Below are 16,593 nucleotides of genomic sequence, written 5' to 3'. Positions count from 1 at the left end.
GGTTATGATTAAATTAGTAGCTTTTGATTTAGACGGTACAATTGGAGATACAATTCCCATGTGCCTCAAAGCCTTAAAAAAAGCAGTAACTCCCTATGTTACTCTTAATGATGTATCCGAGAATGATATTTTAGAAACTTTTGGACTAAATGAAAAAGGGATGATAAAAAAACTTGTTGGTAATAATTCGGAAAAAGCCTTGGATGACTTCTACGTGATATACGAACAAATGCATATAATGTGCCCTCGTCCTTTTGACGGTATAACAGAACTGATTGAGAAGTTAAAAAAGAAATCTATTCCTATTGCTTTGGTTACAGGAAAAGGAGAAAAGAGCTGTGCGATAACATTACGTCAATTTAATATGGACACGTGTTTTGATAAAGTAAAAACTGGAAATCCTTTCAAAAATAATAAAGCAGAGAATTTTAGGGAATTGCTTGTAGATTATAAGTTACAACCGGATGAAATGATATATATAGGTGATACAGTTTCAGATATTGTGTCTTGTAGGGAAGTTGGAATACGATGTTTATCTGCTTCATGGGTAACTTCTTGCTTAGATGTACAAAAATTAGAAGCTCACAATGCTGGAAATGTTTTTAATTCAATAGCTTCACTTGAATGCTATTTAATGGGATGACAAATATATATGCTTAATAAAGAAACATTTAGTATTTCTATTGCATGAACAAAATATCAGATTTGAGTTTCTTTCGATTATTATCGGAATGCTCACAACGTAAAGTTTCCGTATCAGAGTTTACAGAAGCTATTGAAGAATTGGCTATTCAATTGGCTGATTTCAGTATCAGCGAATAGGATAATAGCGTTTTATTACGCTATTTTTCATTCGGATTGCATAGACTTAAATCGTATCATGTACGGTTTGAGCAAGAAAAAAATGCCTTATTTGTATCTTGTTGATGAAGCGATAGGATTACTGAACAATGAAATACGCCTTGTTGAATGGCGCATCAAGTACCCGGAACAATTTAAATCATACTTTAACAAACAACCTTTTTCCCCTCTTTATTTGGCAGACAAAACAAACCTGATTGATATAATGGAAATTGTCAGCGGTTTATTCCTTTCCAAATGTATCGTCTATAAAAATGGCAAACCTGCTTTCTTGTCCGACTTGTCTAAAGCCTTTGAATGGGTGTTTAACATCCAACTGAAAGACTATCACCAAAAGCATGAGGACGTAATAAAACGCAAGCCGGGCAAAATAACCGAATTTCTTAATGGACTATCTGACCTTATCCGAAACGAACATGATAAAAAAGGATATAGATAATCAATGATTTAGCTTTAATTTATAGGGGATTCCATGTGCTACCCCGTGATTTCTTTGCACTGGTTTTCCGAACTTTGCTTCATCAATCAATTGATAATCATGAATGTATAATCTGAAAAATGAAGCAAATATGTATATAGAAAACTATGATTTCAAGGAATGGATGCAAAAGCTATTTGACAAATTGGATGAGCTTTGCAAGGATGTACGAATATTGCGCAATGCAGATAAAGTGCTGCCCGAAGATGATAACCTACTGGATAATCAAGATTTATGCCTATTGTTTAAAGTTAGCATTAGAACTTTACAACGTCTGCGAAGCAAAAACGAGCTTCCCTATATGTTGATTAGCGGAAAAGTCTATTATCGGGCTTCGGATGTCCGGAAGTTCATCAAGGAACGATTTAATGCGGTCATGCTCCGCAACTTTGAAAAACAGTTTTGGGAAAAGAAGTAAGACGGGTAAGCCGGAGTAGTGGGTATCACTTGCTCCGGTTCTCTCGTTTCTATGGCTTCCCTAACTTATCCGCTTCCTTTTTTAACTATTTGGTCCAAAATACGCTGCTCGATAATATCCAGTCGGTTTATCGTTTCCTCTCGGCTGGCTGGTGTCACCTGTTGTTCCTGCTTCTCTTTCAGTTCCGTAACCATAGAGAGAAGCCCCTCTAAAATTAAATTCTCTTCCATACGCTTATAACTTAAATTGTCGTTTCTTTTTCTTCTTCTTTCTCAAATCGGGATTGTCGGGCGTTTCATCAACAGGAGAGGACGAAACAGAAAACAGACCGCCTAAACCTGCCAGTAGCAAATTATCACTTTTGTTTATTGCTGGCTCTCGTGTATGTGCGGTAATCATCTGTTTGTTGCTTCCGGCTGTTGTCAACCTTGCATCCTCGAAATATTTATTCAATTTGGAAAAACTGAAACTGCGGTCAATCTCCGAGCCTTTGAACGTGTATTCACCTTGGGAAAAGGAAATACCCTGTATCTCATCCGTCTGCCCTTTGTGTTTGAACTGAATGCTGATACCTTTTTCCGTTAACTGCTTCTGTAACTGCTGCCAGTTCCTTGATTTTCCGATTTCATTCTTTACAGCCGTGTAAATTTCGTATTTCGTTTTGTCCGGCTCTCTTAGACGGTGTTGTTTTACCTGTTCTTTCCCTTTGGCAAAATACAGTCCGTGTTTTTCTTTCAGCTTCTTGCAAACTTGCTCGTTCCGGTACATATCGTTGCTGTCTGAAATGGTTTTGCCGTTATTATCTATCCGGTTGAATACGATATGTACATGCGGATGTTCCCGGTCTTGATGCCGCACGATAATATATTGCGTATCGGTGATTTTCATTTCACGCATGTACTCCTGTGCCAACTGTATCATTTTCTCGTCTGTTAGTTTTGGGGCATCCACTACCGAATAACTTAGGGCAATATGTCCGACTGGCTTCTTCAAACCGGGATTCATTTCTGTTTGCATACAGAAACTACGGATAATGTCCTGCTTGCTTTCGGCTAACACTCCCTTCGCATGAAGCAAAACTGCCTTTTCCTTGCCGAGTATATAGTTCACGCAGCTTTTAAATCCGCTTCCCTTTTTTATTTTTCCAATCATCCGACAACTGATTTATAATTTCAATAATCCTGTTTTTCAGTTTCACAAGCTCCATAGCCACGAGTGCAAAACCTCCTACATTGGCACGGTGTGCAAGCTGGTTGAGGTTGTTGGCTTCTCCTGCCAATTTGCGGATAGTGTCTGCATCCTGTCTGTTCAGCCGGGGATTACTTCTGCCGGAACAACCGCTTGCCGGGCGTATTCGCTAATAGGTAGACCGGATTCTCCGGCTCGTTTCTTGATGGCGTAGTACTGTAACTCTGTCAGCTTCGTACTGACTACCTGTTTTTGTTTCTCCGGCTGCGTTTGTTGGGTTGATTGTTGTATCCTATTCTCTGCTTGGTTGAACTTCTTCCCACACAGATAATCGTTCAAGTCCTTGTATTCACTGTACAGATGTGATGAATCACGTACATGCCAACAATATTCTTTTTGTATGGCTTGGGTAGCTTTACGCCCTGCATCGTCATTATCCAAAAGGCAGTGGATATGTTCGTATTCGGCTAACGGGTATAGGGCTTTATCTACATTTGTGGTTGAGTTCAGGATAACATAATCCTGCCAGTCAAGACAAGGATAGGTAGGATTTGTTTTCTGCCGGATGGCGATAAAAGAAAGATAGTCCACAACTCCCTCGAAAGCAAAACAGCTATCGTTCTTTTTGCCCGACTGCCGTATATGTGTGATGTCTTTGGGTGATGTACTACCTTTGAAACGTGGATTGCGAAGCTCGTAACCTCCGGCATCGTTCTTGAAAGCGAGTGCAAAATAAGGTTTGTCACCGATACGGTAATACATTTCCTGCACATAGTGTGCTGCCATTTGAGGTGGAATGTTCCTGCTTCTCAAATAATCCATGAGTGCCGGATTCTGCAACGGCTGGATTTTACGGAGTTCTATCGGGCTGGTCGGTTGTTTCCTTTCATGCTGATTCTTTTCTGAAACCTCTTTCCCTTGAAAAGAAAAAGAATTTCCGGATGAATACTGTTCCAGCCGACAGATAGCACCGTAGGCGTTGCACCCGTGCTGCTTCATCACAAGGTCAATGAGTGAACCGCCCTCGCCTGTCCCGAAGTCACACCACAGGTTTACACCGTAATCTACCTTGAAACTGGGCGTATCATCCTGACGGAACGGGCTGTGGTACATGCCGTAATAATATTTATCCACTGCGGGTAGAATGCCCAATGATTTCAGATAGTCTTTGATACTGATATGGTTAGCTTCCTGATAAGTCATAATCTTTATTTTTGAATGTTTGTAAATCGTAGTAATGAAGTAAGAAGCGAGTAAGAAGAAAAACTGTCAACTTTCTGCACCTATCTCTTTTTCTCTCAACGGATTATACTCTATGCAGTAAGATAAGTAAGTCATTCTATACAAGAGAGATAGAAATGTTACCTGTGTTGTTTTTTGACTTTTCTTTTTTCTCAAATTTCCTGAAAGTTCAGGGTTTTATCTTACTCCTTACCGCGTATTGTATAAATAACTGGTATTCAATGAATAAATTACAGTAAGATGTTTTTAGGTAGTTACTGCATGAGCAGTACCAACCAATTATAAAACGCTGTATTAACCGTAATCGTTATCGGTGTAGGGTATGGAAACAGGCTTTATTCTGTACCCATATACCGAATAATTGCAGTTACTGATGCGCTTTTGTACCCGTTTGAATCTGGCTTTCCGCAATGCTTCCCCCAACCGCTTTTCAGATAGCTGCATAGGGCAGACATCCCGTAAACAAGTGAGGATTTGCGCTGTTGTCATAAAGAATAGACTTTCTTCTTCCTCTGTGGGCTTTTCAAAATACTGCATCAGCATTTCAAACTCAATTGTTTACACCTCAAATTCCGCATTTGTCAGGTGCAGTTCTTCAATCTCCGCATCATTAAACCAATAGCGTACACCTTGCCGATACAAGTACATGATTTCGGAGTAGACATTATCCATGTTGATACTTTCTGCTGTCGGTTTATCAATGTGCAGGACTTCAAAAGGCAGAAATCGTCTGTTCCCTGTCGGGTCTGTCAAGAACTCGTTACCGTTCACTGAAGCCATGAAGCTGGCTAAATGCGGATATTCCTCTATGTAAATATCATACGGTCTGCGGTATTTAACTGCCGGGGTGGTTATCAGGTTCTTTAATGCGTTTTCATTCTGCTTGTTGAGTTCCTTTATCTGGTCGTCAATGTTGATAAACAGATATTCGGCTATCAGTGTCAGAATATCTTTGCTCTGTGGGTCTATCTTCCCGGTAAATAGATAATTTTTTAGCGGTGACGGGCAAAGGTTATCCAGCCACCATGTTTTCCCGTATGGGATGCACCTTATTTGCGAAATCGCTTTCCAATATCATACGGATGTTTTCGGCAGAAAGAGTTCAAAGTAAACTTTGTGACTGGCTGATACAAACCGGAAGTATTTGCAGCCCGATATTTTGTCCTGCTTTTCACAATATTAAACCGGAAGTCGTATAAGGAATTAAGCTGCCTTTCGATGCGCTCGTTCTTGGATAGCCTACCCTCGATGTGTTCCGCTTCGTTATCTCTTTTCTCTTTCATCGGATAGTTTGTTGGAAGCTGGTACATATTGTTGCTGCATCCACCGCTGCAACTCGTCCACATCGAAACGTAAGGAGCGTCCACGCTTGACACATGGTATTGCTCCGCTGCTGGCTAAGTGGTAGAGGTAATTAACTGAATATCCGGTTATCCGGCTGGCTACGGATATTTTGACTAAAACAGATTGCCTGCTGTCCGGTTCTTCGGATGAAGAACTGATTACGGGGGAAATCATCTTTTCGATGTTTTCCAGCCGCTTGAAAATTTCTTCAAAAGGATTGTTCATGATGCTTTGTTTTTTGAATTAGCACCACAAATAAAATAAGAAAAAATGGTAAAAAAACAAAGTGTCAGGCGTTTGGAATTGCTTTGCTCGGCTCTGCTTCAAAATACTATCAGACCGTGAAAGTTCGTTTGTGTTCTTCACCTTATTATAATAGAGAATGAAACGTGAACGAAGTTCTTTATATCGATTACCTTTTTCGGTTTTTCTTATTCTTTTCTCTGTGCAAGTGGGACAAGTGAGGACATATAAGGACATCTGCGGACAGTCTGAAATAAGCTATTATTCAAGGCTATATATTTGCATCAAACAAGAAAAAAGAAGTAATATCAAAACATAATGAAATATGGAAATAGTAACCATTGAAAAGAAAACATTCGAACTTTGGCAGGAAAAGTTTAAGCACTTTATCAATCGTATGGATGCCCTGTGTATTCCTTTGCGGAGAAAACAGGATAAGTGGTTGGATAACTGCGAAACCTGCCGTTTGCTGAATGTGTCTGCCCAGACGATGCAAACCTATCGTGATATGGGCAAATTACCTTATTCGCAAATCAATAACAAGATTTATTATAAGATTTCGGATGTGGGAACCTTTATGCAAAATCACGTGAAGAATAACTCTAAAAAATAGAATTTATGGATTTGATAACGAAAGATTCCAATACTACACAAGTATTGTTTTCATCCCTTGACCGGGTGTTGAGGAATGTGGAATACATGATAACGAATTGTCGTCCGGTACTGGGTGGCGAACATTACTTGACAGGTGAGGAAGTCTGCCAAAAACTGTGTATCAGTAAACGGACTTTGCAGGATTACAGAGATACTGGGCTGTTGGGATATGTACAGCTTCCGGGGAAAATTATATATAAGGAGTCAGATGTAATAGAATTGTTGGAAAAGAATTATCATAAATAAAATATGTAAGGTTGTATTTTCTGTTTGATGTCTAAAACTTTATCTTTGTGCTATATAATAACATTCATATGGAAAAATTAAATGTAAAGGCATTAATAGAAAGTGTAGTTCAAGATTTGATAGAAAATCAGCCACTAACTTCTATATTGCTCAAAGTGCAAGCTATAGCTCATTATTTGCATAATGAACAATTTTCTTTATGGCTCAAGAATGAGACGAAAGGAGATTATCAAAAAGTTGATGAATTACCTGACTATAGAAAAAGTACATGCGAAATTTTTGCTAATATTGTAACGCCAACGGGGATGTGGCAAAAATATAGAATCCCGTTGGATCAGTTTAATCAAAAAGAAAGAACCATTTTAGGAACGGTTCTTTTTTATGATTCTATTTATGAGATTGAAAAATTATCATTGGAAAAAAATGATAATTTGCGAGTGTATTTATCTGGTGCCGCATATAATACAATAAATAACATCCTGCAATATGGATATGTACAGTCTGCATGGCAAATAATATCTCCCAGAGTTTTTACAGCAATTATAGAATCAATAAAATCTAGATTGCTAGAATTCTTTTTGGAAATTGATAGCCAATTTAATAATGAGATAAATTTTGATGTTATGGCAAAAAGAAATGATATAGACAACTTAGTTACGCAAATAATTAATCCAGGAATAGTGGCAACAGGTAATTCTCATATTTCAATATCAGACACGATAGTTGTTGCTGGTAAAGGCAATCAAATAACACAGTTAGTTAGAGAAAATATAAATTCGTTGTGTCAAGAAATAAATAATTGTATACAAACATTGAATCGAAAAGAGGATATTGAAGATATACAATTACAATTGAAAATAATACAATCTCAATTAAGTAGAACTGAGCCCAAATCCTCTATTTTGAAAGTGGCTTTTTCAACAATTAAAGAAATACTTATTGGAGTTGTAGGAAATCAAGCTACCCCATATGTAATACAAGGTATTTCTAATATTCTTGGAATTATATAGATGTTCTTTATATATAGATTTAAAAAGGATATTTAATCAATCCTGTAATCTTGCTTTCAATAAAACAAGATCGCAGGACTGATTGCTTTTTATCAAGAAAGAAGTTTTTCAACCTCTTTCATATCTTTCAAAATGCTTTGGTCTAATACTTTGGCATAATGCTGTGTCATTCTCGTAGACGAATGCCCCAACATTTTAGACACATTCGGAAGTGATACATTGTTAGCCAGTGCGATGACGCTTGCAAAGCTGTACCGGGCGGTGTGCGTGGTCAGATTTTTTCTAATTCCGCACAGGTCAGCAATTTCTTTCAAATAACTGTTCATCTTCTGATTGCAAGGAACAGGCAACATAACACCTTTATCAAGGCAATACGGATTGTCCTTGTATTTTTCAAGTATCTGTTTCGGAATGTTCAAAAGTGGAATATTACAAAGATTGTTTGTCTTTTCACGGGCTTTCACTATCCACAAATTACCGTTGCTATCCTCTGAAATATGTTCGGGACGTAAATTATATACGTCTATAAACGCCAGTCCAGTGTACACACAGAAGATAAATACATCTCGTACCAGTTCCAGCCGTTCTATCTTAAATTCTTTCTGCCATATCTTATTAATTTCAGTTTGGCTAAGGAACTGTTTGTTTACTTCCACCTCGTGAAACTTGATTCCGGCAAACGGGTTCTTCGCCAGCCATTCGTTGGCAATGGCAAGGTTTATCACTTTCTTGAAGCATTTCATGTACCGGATAACGGTGTTCTGTGCGCAATGTTTTTCTGCCTTTAGGTACAGGTCGAATTTGCGCACCAGTTCTCCGTTCACTTCACGCAACAGCATATCATCCACCTTATAATTCCGTTTTACCAGTTCCATGAGATATTTTAGGCAATTATCATAACGTCTTACGGTAATGTCGGCATAACACGTTCCGATTAGCTTCCGGCAGTTGTCGTTATGCTCCTTGAATACATTATATAATGTCTTGAAAGTTTCATCCTTTCCCTGATAGCGGTTCACTATGGCACGTGCGGAGATAATCTTTCCCTCCAGTTCCAAGTCTTGGTAAATCTGATAGAATTTCACACGCAGGGTATCAATGTAATGATTAAGTTCTACAGAATTTCGATCTTTGCCTGTCTATTTCTCTTTTTCCTGCAACCAGAGTGGGACTTTGACACTTCGTTTTAGTTAAAGTTCCACATATAAGCGGTCATAAGTGACACGCACACGCACGGGTGCTTCCCCATTTTTTAACAGTTTGCTACGCTTGATGAAGAACAACACGCTGAATCTTTTTCTTTCCATACTGCTCAATTTTTAATGATACAAAGTTAGGAAATCGAACTGAGGACTCTGTTATGTAAAGTAGTGCAACGTGCTGTAAAATAGTGAAGTAACTATTGCGTAGTGGAACATTCAGGGCTTTCTAAAACCGTCCCCCGAATAAGGACGTACAGTTTGCTTTAATCCCACTTATTTTGCCTATTCTTGGAAATGAAAAATCCTTGAACTTCTTTGAAATTCAAGGATTTACATCGTTTTTCTTTTCTTAAAAGTGGTGCCACCAGGAATCGAACCGGGGACACAAGGATTTTCAGTCCTTTGCTCTACCAACTGAGCTATGGCACCTTTCTTTTATTTTGCGAATGCAAAGGTAGTGAAAGTTTTTTTATTCTGCAAGAAATAGTGAAATAAAAATCATTGATATCTAATTACCTGGTTTATTATCAGCAATATACAAGATGAAAAATATTTTTATTTTAATTAAATAGAAAGGAGGAGAGGATTTATTAGTTGTCTTTGGTGGAATGTTAAATACAGCCTTTTATATATAAGAAATACGTATCTTAAAATATTTAAAATACGTATTTCTGGAATCGGTGAAATAAAAAATACTATTTCTGTAATAAAGGATTCCAACCTTGTGCTTTCAATTCGAATTCTTGTCCGTCTCGTGTTATTAGAGCACAACCTAATTCGGGTTTGGTGATATGTCCAATTAGGCGTACTCCTTCCATTTCGGATATTTTTTCGTGATCGGCAATAGGAACGGTAAAGAGTAACTCATAATCCTCACCGCCGTTCATTGCACAGGTTGTGAGGTTCATATTGAATTCCTCTGCCATAACAGCTGTCTGATAATCTATAGGTATATGTTCTTCGTAAACACGACAACCGGCATTGCTTTGAGAACAGATGTGTAACAACTCGGAAGATAATCCATCGGAGATGTCCATCATGGAGGTGGGGGTAATATTGGCGGCAGCTAACTTTTCAATAATGTCTTTACGAGCTTCGGGTTTGAGTTGTCGCTCCAACAGATATTCTTTGCCGGAGAAATCCGGTTGCGCATCTTGTTCGCCTTTGAATACTGCTTTTTCGCGTTCCAATAATTGCAGACCCATGTAGGCGGCACCTAAATCACCACTGACGCAGATTAGATCTGTTTCCTTTGCACCGTTGCGGTAGACGACTTTATCTTTATCCGCTTCTCCGATACAGGTGATGCTGATGGCAAAGCCCGTTAGAGAAGAAGTGGTATCTCCACCTACAATGTCAACGTGATATTGCTGGCATGCCAGGCGGAGCCCGGCATAAAACTCATCCATGTCTTCCACGCTGAAGCGTTTGGATAGGGCAAGTGAGACGGTAATCTGCTTTGGTGTTCCGTTCATCGCGTAGATATCGGAGAAGTTGACAATGGCGGATTTATATCCCAAATGCTTTAAGGGCATGTAAGTCAAGTCAAAGTGTACACCTTCCATAAGCAAGTCGGTTGTCACCAGTACTTGCTTTTCCGAAGGGTAGGAGAGGACGGCAGCATCGTCGCCTATTCCATATTTGCTTGATTCATTTTCTAATTTGATTCCCTCAGTGAGATGCTTGATGAGGCCGAACTCGCCAAGGGTTGCTATTTCTGTTCTCATAAAATCTAATTAATGATAAGATCCTTCCGATTTGAACGGATTAGGCACGATTGATAAGTTCACGCATGATGGTAGTCATTTTGGGTTGAGCAGCGTCGGCCGCTTTTTGGACTTCCTCATGTGATACTTCTACAATTTTCCCTTCTACTCCCAAATCGGTTACAACCGAGATTCCGAATACCTTAATTCCACAATGATTGGCTACAATTACTTCGGGTACTGTAGACATGCCTACGGCATCCGCCCCAAGAATGTGGAACAGCTTATATTCGGAAGGGGTTTCGAATGTTGGTCCTTGTGTGCCTATATAAACTCCTTGCTGTACTTTTATTCCTTTCTCTTTGGCTATCTCTTTCGCTTTACGAATCAGCTCCTTGTTGTATGCCTCGCTCATGTCCGGAAAACGCGGACCGTATGGGATGTTCTTTCCACGAAGCGGATGTTCGGGGAAATAGTTGATATGGTCGGTAATAATCATCAGGTCGCCTATTTCGAAATCGGGATTGGTGCCACCACTGGCATTGGATACGAATAATGTTTTAATGCCCAATTCGCGCATGACGCGCACCGGGAAGGTTACTTCTTGCATGGAATAACCTTCGTAATAGTGAAAACGTCCCTGCATTGCCATAATGTCTTTATTACCCAATTTACCGAAAATAAGTTTCCCGCTATGTCCTTCAACGGTTGATACAGGGAAGTTGGGGATGTCTTCGTACTTTATTTCATACTTCTCGGTAATTTCATTTGCCAGGCTGCCAAGTCCGGTACCCAGAATGATCGCCGTTTCAGGACTTGTGTGCATCTTTCCTTTCAGAAAAGCTGCCGTCTCTTGTATTTTCTCTAACATAGCCAATAATGTGTTGGTTAAAAATATCTTGTTGATTCTGTAATATTTCTACTTCAATGGGAAGAATGTAAATATATTTTTTTAGTTCTCTATCCATCACCGGATGATGTACCAGACGGGTGGCATCCTTTTCGGTGGTGATGATCAAGCGTTGTTCTCCCTTTAGTTTTTTGAACCGCTCCCTGATGGACTGTATATCGCGTTGACTGAAATTATGATGATCGTCGAATGCCAACAAGTCTATATGCGATGTATATTTCTCCAACTCTTGCATAATAGGGGCAGGAGAAGCAATTCCTGTGAGCAGTAGCACCTGTTCGTCTGCTTGCAAAGTGGATAGTTTTCTTTCTGTTTTTCCTGCTATTTCCGGAAATGCCGGCTGTAGGTTTCCATAGCGGAAAGCAGAAAAAAATAACATCTGATAAGGAAATAGGTTCAGCCTTTTTGTAATAATATTGAAATCTATCGGTTTTATGTCCGGAGGGCATTTGGTGACAATGACAATTTGTGCACGATTTTTCCCATGTACGGATTCACGAAGCAACCCTGCTGGCAATAATGCATCATCACAGAACAGACGGTGATAATCTGTCAGGAGGATGTTGAGACCGGCTTTAACATAGCGGTGTTGAAATGCGTCATCAAGCAGAACAACTTCTACCGGAGGATTATTCAATTTGCAAAGTTGTTCGATGCCATGACAGCGATTTTCGTCCACGGCCACCCGGATATCGGAGAATTTTGATTTTATTTGGTAAGGTTCATCGCCTATATTGCGTGCATTACTTTCGCCGGTAGATAATATGTAGCCTTTTGTATGGCGTTTGTATCCCCGGCTCAATACGGCAACCTGAAATTTATGACGAAGTAATTTTATCAGATACTCGGTGTGTGGCGTTTTACCGGTTCCTCCTACGGCAATGTTGCCGATACAGATGACAGGAACGTTAAAACTCTTTGACCGGAGATATCCCCAGTCAAAGAGTTTGTTTCTTAAGGTAACCCCTATTCCATAAAGGAATGAAATAGGGTATAGCCATTTATGTATCTTGATAAAATTTTCTTCCATGCAGAAAAGTTTACTTAATATTCAGTTCGAATGGAACGCGTGCCTGTATCATGGAGCGTTCGCTTAAATTCTTCAATAAACTGAAGTCTTTATAATAATCTCCTAATTTGCTTTTCAGAAGTTGAGATTCTACATAGCTTGTTGGTTGGGTGTCTAACAAAGAAGAGAAAAGGTCTTTTTTGGCTGGATAAGCCACAACTGTATATCCTTCCAGATCAGCTTTCTTAACTGCAATGTCGAGTGCTTTGTCAATACCGCCCAGTTCATCTACCAACCCTAATTCTTTGGCTGTTTCACCGGTCCATACACGGCCTTCGGCTATTTTTTCGATTGCTTCTTTAGTCATGTGACGCCCTTCGGCACAACGGGTAACAAATGTATCGTATCCTTGCGTAATCATCATCTGCATTAATGCTTTTTCATCATTGTTGAACGGGCGCATGATGTTGCCGAAATCTGCAAATTTATTTGTTTTTACCACATCATAAGTCAATCCTACTTTATCAGTAAGTTCTTTTACATTGGGGATCATGCCGAAAATGCCGATGGAACCGGTAAGAGTAGTCGGTTCTGCTACGATTGTATCGGCTATGCATGAGATGTAATAACCGCCCGATGCTGCGTAGTCACCCATTGAAACGATAACCGGTTTTTCTGCTTTCAGTTCTTTTACGGCATGCCAGATCTGTTCGGAAGCAAAAGCACTTCCACCCGGAGAATTTACACGCAATACAACTGCTTTGACATCTTTATCTTCTTTCAACTTACGTAAATCGCGGATAACTTTATTACCGACAATTCCATCTTCAGAAGTGGCCGAACCTCCCTGATCTGTTATTTCACCTGATGCGTAATAGATGGCTACGATATTGCCGCTTTTGTCTTTCGGCACATTCTTTTTCACATTGATCATATCGCTCAGACCGAGAATAGGCAGACGGTCGTCTTTATCGATGTCAACCAGTTGTTTTAGATAGTCACGTACATTGTTTTTGTAGATCAAGGTGTCTGCCAGTCTGCAACTTACGCTCTCTTCCGCAGGATAGAACATGAGCATCCGGTCAGCATAAGCATTCAGTGAATCCGGTGAAATGTGGCGTGAAGCTGAAACCCCGTCCACTACTTGTCCCCAAATAGAACCGATGAATTCGGTAACTTGTTCGCGGTTAGCGGGGCTCATTTCCGTAGCGATGAAAGGTTCGACTGCCGATTTGTAGGTACCTACTTTGAATATTTGCATTTCAATGCCGACTTTCTGAAGTAAATCTTTGTAAAAAATCGGTGCAGATGCGATGCCTCGCCACTCAATCATTCCTTTCGGATTGAGCAGTACTTTGTCTGCTACACTTGAGAGATAATAAAGACCTTGTGTGTATCCGTCACTATATGCGACAATGAATTTGCCACTTTCTTTAAAATCATTCAAGGCATTACGAATAGCTTGCAGGGACGCATAAGAGGAACTCAGACTGGAAGCCTGTATATAAATGCCTTTGATGTTTTCGTTTTCTTTGGCTTTTTTGATGGAAGATAGAATGTCATCGAGTCCGTAAACATTGGAGTCATCTCCTGTCAATGCCGAGAATATTCCCTCTAAGCTCTCTTGAGTACGTTCTACCAGTGTACCGTTAAGATCGAGCATCATCACTGAGTTTTTCTTGACGACTGTTTCCGTATCGGATGATGAAACGATTCCGAAAATCACCATGATGCCGATGAAGAACAGAACGATGCTTGACAGTATGATACCTGTAACTGTGGCAAGCGTAAATTTAAAGAAATCTTTCATTGTACTTATAGTTTTTTTATGCCAGCTCGTATTAAAGCTAACAAAGATAAATAATTGAGTTGATATTTATCCCATAAGTCGCATAGTTTTTTGTTTTGTCACAGTGAGGTGAGTGAAAAATGTGATAACTTAAGGAATTATAGAGCAAAAAAAGAGGGAATCGTCTTATCGCAGATTACTCCCCCTTTCCCACTCTTTAAGAAACTACTACTTATTTCTTAAGAAAAGATTCTCTCATTTTGGCAATGTCATTCAAGTAATCCTGCAAATCTTGTTCGTGGTCTTCTTCTTCGGCCAGGATATGTTTGGCAATATCACATGTGGTATAGTCTTTTCCTTCTGTGAATTTTGCTATTTCTTGGTAACGAAGTATTGCACAACGTTCGGATGCTACATTCTGATTGAGTAAACTTACCGTATCAAATTGAGTTGGGGTGTCATATTTGCATCTGGCCAATTCGAACCATTGTTTTGGGTCGAGAACTGGAGTTCCTTCCAATTCTATAATACGATCAGCGATTAACTGTGCGTGTTGGCGTTCTTCTTCGGCATGTTCTTCGAATTCACCTTGTACGCCGGTACGCATAGCACCTTCAACGACTAATGCGCCTACCCAATATTGATAGTATGCCAACCATTCTTCAGACAATGCAGCATTAAGCTGTTCAATTAAACTTTTTACATCGAGCTTACCTTGCAGGATTTTCACACTTTCTTTAGCCATAATTTTAAAGTTTAGGTTATAAATATTAAGTTGGTTATTCAACAATGCCGAAAATCTTTTGTTTTGGGATAAATCTGATTTAACAAAAGTAAATGGTCGAAGAATGGCTGTGGTTGGTTGGATGATAATTTGTTTGTTTGAACAGATTAAATTTCTCTTACCTGTTTCCAATGCATTCAACATATCTTTTACTTCCTCTTCTATCCTTTTCTTTTTTTAACATAGTTAATTTCTTTTTCCTGATATTCTTTGCTCTCTTCTAAGTAATTAATTTCCTGATTGCAGGAATACGTATTCTTGCGCGTAGAGAATTGATTTTAACATGGCCTTAAAATCCATTCCTTGTCCTTGGCTATCCGTATCCCTTTTCTTGCTGAAATTCTCCCTTATATGATTGATATATGCCCTTTTGTCTTCTTTTCGGAATCATTCGGCCTTTCCTGTTTCCGGAGCCTTTTTGCCCGTATTTGTCCATTCGTCAACTTAAACTCCCGCTCTTCTTCTCCTTTATGGTATTTTCCCGGTAAAAGCACGCCTTCCCTTTCTTTTCCCATTCCTTCCTTTTATCCCCTTCTGTATCCGGCCTTCATTTCCCCTTCCTGTCAATATTTGTCACAAGGCTTCTTCCTTTCTCCATCCTGAAAGGCTCCTTTTCTCTATTGAAAAATAGATACATCCGTCTTCTTTCTTAATGTGCTGTTTACCAACCTCTTGCCTTTTCTTCTTTTTTCCCGTAGAGAATCTCCCCGTTCCTCTACGAGTCTCCCTTCCTTCCTCTACGGGTTTCCGTCCTTTTCCCGTAGAGTCTTCCTTCCCTTGTTTCTAATCCGTTACATCCCCCTCTTTCCTCCCTTCCTTTCCCTTTCTCCTTGTGTAATGATAAATGCTTCTCCATGCGGCAACGGATTCTTTTCCACAAACCTTCCCTTCCTTTCAATCCGTTTCTTTCTTCATCGTCCCCTTTTTTCCTTCATTTTTCCCTTTTCACGCGCGTATATATATTATAATGTGTAGCCCTTTTTCCCTTCCTTTCCCTTTCTCTGTTTTTATGTTCTACAACATGTTTCATAATCAGCCCCTTACATATTTATTTTCATTTTATTCAAAAATAAACATTGAAATCTTTTGCTTGTATCGTAAAAAGGCCTACTTTTGCATCCGCTTAGCTGAAGAGCCTGAGCCTGTTTCTTTGACATATTGAAAGCGCATTCTCCAAGTTAACGGTTTAAACAAAAAAACTCCCTGAAAGTTTTGGAAGTAAAACAATAAATTCGTTATCTTTGCAGTCCGGTTCGCAAAAAAAAAGGTCGGTTTGGTGTGTCGGTTCTTTCTTTCCCTTTCGCAAGAGAGTCTTAGAGTAGAAAATCCGCAACCCGAAAAAAAACTTCCGAAATATTTGGCAGTTTAAAATAAACCCCTTACCTTTGCACCCGCTTTTGAAAACAAAGCAACCATAGTTCTTTGAAATATTGATAAACAATACAAGTAGTACGATTCTGTCTTATTAAGTTATGACAGATTAAAATTTAGAACCGTCAATACTTATAG

General features: G+C 39.3%; 15 protein-coding genes, 1 tRNA gene and 5 pseudogenes. 7 read left to right on the top strand and 14 right to left on the bottom strand.

Translation table 11 applies throughout. The features are described 5' to 3' along the window. Nucleotides 1-4: 4 nt before the first annotated feature. From HMPREF1532_RS19190 to HMPREF1532_RS19175, 4 genes and pseudogenes are all read left to right on the top strand, one after another. A complete protein-coding gene (locus HMPREF1532_RS19190) occupies nucleotides 5-643 on the top strand; it encodes an HAD family hydrolase (protein WP_005933944.1) in 639 nt (212 codons plus the stop codon). A 44-nt stretch (nucleotides 644-687) separates the two neighbouring features. Further along, nucleotides 688-927, top strand: a pseudogene (locus HMPREF1532_RS19185) (hypothetical protein). Then, complete coding sequence (locus tag HMPREF1532_RS19180) at nucleotides 881-1,300, top strand: RteC domain-containing protein (protein WP_005933942.1); 420 nt, start codon at nucleotides 881-883, stop codon at nucleotides 1,298-1,300. Before HMPREF1532_RS19185 ends, HMPREF1532_RS19180 begins: the two are co-directional and overlap by 47 nt. A 130-nt stretch (nucleotides 1,301-1,430) precedes the next feature. Continuing rightward, nucleotides 1,431-1,757, top strand: coding sequence for a helix-turn-helix domain-containing protein (locus tag HMPREF1532_RS19175; RefSeq protein WP_025819287.1), 327 nt, complete (start codon nucleotides 1,431-1,433; stop codon nucleotides 1,755-1,757). Nucleotides 1,758-1,822: 65 nt separating this feature from the next. Here HMPREF1532_RS19175 and HMPREF1532_RS21405 read toward each other — a convergent pair whose 3' ends face one another. From HMPREF1532_RS21405 to HMPREF1532_RS19150, 6 genes and pseudogenes are all read right to left on the bottom strand, one after another. Beyond that, entirely contained in the window at nucleotides 1,823-1,987 is a 165-nt protein-coding gene (locus tag HMPREF1532_RS21405; protein ID WP_005933939.1) for a hypothetical protein, read from the bottom strand. Nucleotides 1,988-1,991: 4 nt separating this feature from the next. After that, nucleotides 1,992-2,909 carry a relaxase/mobilization nuclease domain-containing protein gene (locus HMPREF1532_RS19170; protein WP_005933937.1) on the bottom strand — a complete coding sequence of 306 codons (918 nt, stop codon included), beginning with the start codon at nucleotides 2,907-2,909 and terminating at the stop codon, nucleotides 1,992-1,994. Continuing rightward, nucleotides 2,875-3,206 (bottom strand): annotated as a pseudogene (locus HMPREF1532_RS21400) (MobC family plasmid mobilization relaxosome protein); the annotation flags it as partial. The pseudogene HMPREF1532_RS21400 and the gene HMPREF1532_RS19170, both read right to left, overlap by 35 nt. Further along, nucleotides 3,180-4,148 (bottom strand): annotated as a pseudogene (locus tag HMPREF1532_RS21975) (toprim domain-containing protein); the annotation flags it as partial. The pseudogenes HMPREF1532_RS21400 and HMPREF1532_RS21975, both read right to left, overlap by 27 nt. 333 nt (nucleotides 4,149-4,481) lie before the next feature. Next, nucleotides 4,482-5,470, bottom strand: a pseudogene (locus tag HMPREF1532_RS19155) (VapE domain-containing protein). After that, the gene (locus HMPREF1532_RS19150; RefSeq protein ID WP_005933926.1) at nucleotides 5,451-5,756 is read right to left on the bottom strand and encodes a helix-turn-helix domain-containing protein; all 306 of its coding nucleotides are present in this window, start codon (nucleotides 5,754-5,756) and stop codon (nucleotides 5,451-5,453) included. Before HMPREF1532_RS19150 ends, HMPREF1532_RS19155 begins: the two are co-directional and overlap by 20 nt. A 343-nt stretch (nucleotides 5,757-6,099) precedes the next feature. On the opposite strand from HMPREF1532_RS19150, the gene HMPREF1532_RS19145 reads away from it, so the two are divergent. The 3 genes from HMPREF1532_RS19145 (at nucleotide 6,100) to HMPREF1532_RS19135 (ending at nucleotide 7,684) form a co-directional block, all read left to right on the top strand. Continuing rightward, a complete protein-coding gene (locus tag HMPREF1532_RS19145) occupies nucleotides 6,100-6,387 on the top strand; it encodes a helix-turn-helix domain-containing protein (RefSeq protein WP_005933923.1) in 288 nt (95 codons plus the stop codon). Nucleotides 6,388-6,392: 5 nt separating this feature from the next. Further along, a complete protein-coding gene (locus HMPREF1532_RS19140; protein ID WP_005933920.1) occupies nucleotides 6,393-6,674 on the top strand; it encodes a helix-turn-helix domain-containing protein in 282 nt (93 codons plus the stop codon). Nucleotides 6,675-6,742: 68 nt separating this feature from the next. Continuing rightward, nucleotides 6,743-7,684, top strand: coding sequence for an AbiTii domain-containing protein (locus HMPREF1532_RS19135; protein ID WP_005933917.1), 942 nt, complete (start codon nucleotides 6,743-6,745; stop codon nucleotides 7,682-7,684). Between the two features lie 92 nt (nucleotides 7,685-7,776). Here the strand turns inward: HMPREF1532_RS19135 and HMPREF1532_RS19130 are convergent. From HMPREF1532_RS19130 to HMPREF1532_RS21395, 8 genes and pseudogenes are all read right to left on the bottom strand, one after another. Continuing rightward, a pseudogene (locus tag HMPREF1532_RS19130) lies at nucleotides 7,777-8,991 on the bottom strand (site-specific integrase). A 251-nt stretch (nucleotides 8,992-9,242) separates the two neighbouring features. Then, a tRNA-Phe gene (locus tag HMPREF1532_RS19125) sits at nucleotides 9,243-9,315 on the bottom strand. A 266-nt stretch (nucleotides 9,316-9,581) separates the two neighbouring features. Then, on the bottom strand, nucleotides 9,582-10,613 hold the full coding sequence (gene thiL, locus HMPREF1532_RS19120; RefSeq protein WP_005933911.1) for a thiamine-phosphate kinase: 1,032 nt from the start codon (nucleotides 10,611-10,613) through the stop codon (nucleotides 9,582-9,584). A 40-nt stretch (nucleotides 10,614-10,653) separates the two neighbouring features. Further along, entirely contained in the window at nucleotides 10,654-11,463 is an 810-nt protein-coding gene (locus HMPREF1532_RS19115) for a purine-nucleoside phosphorylase (protein ID WP_005933910.1), read from the bottom strand. Continuing rightward, complete coding sequence (gene lpxK, locus HMPREF1532_RS19110) at nucleotides 11,402-12,532, bottom strand: tetraacyldisaccharide 4'-kinase (RefSeq protein WP_005933908.1); 1,131 nt, start codon at nucleotides 12,530-12,532, stop codon at nucleotides 11,402-11,404. The genes HMPREF1532_RS19115 and lpxK overlap by 62 nt, the downstream gene beginning before the upstream one ends. A gap of 10 nt (nucleotides 12,533-12,542) precedes the next feature. Further along, nucleotides 12,543-14,321: a signal peptide peptidase SppA gene (gene sppA / locus HMPREF1532_RS19105; protein WP_005933906.1), complete on the bottom strand. Its 1,779-nt coding sequence runs from the start codon at nucleotides 14,319-14,321 to the stop codon at nucleotides 12,543-12,545. Between the two features lie 211 nt (nucleotides 14,322-14,532). Further along, nucleotides 14,533-15,045 (bottom strand): ferritin-like domain-containing protein, encoded by a 513-nt coding sequence (locus HMPREF1532_RS19100; RefSeq protein ID WP_025819276.1) that lies wholly within the window; start codon nucleotides 15,043-15,045, stop codon nucleotides 14,533-14,535. Nucleotides 15,046-15,431: 386 nt separating this feature from the next. Further along, the gene (locus HMPREF1532_RS21395) at nucleotides 15,432-15,599 is read right to left on the bottom strand and encodes a hypothetical protein (protein ID WP_153881790.1); all 168 of its coding nucleotides are present in this window, start codon (nucleotides 15,597-15,599) and stop codon (nucleotides 15,432-15,434) included. Nucleotides 15,600-16,593: the final 994 nt, after the last annotated feature.

The sequence above is a fragment of the Bacteroides salyersiae WAL 10018 = DSM 18765 = JCM 12988 genome (genome assembly GCF_000381365.1).
Taxonomy (GTDB): domain Bacteria; phylum Bacteroidota; class Bacteroidia; order Bacteroidales; family Bacteroidaceae; genus Bacteroides; species Bacteroides salyersiae.
This window is presented reverse-complemented; position numbering and strand designations above follow the sequence as displayed.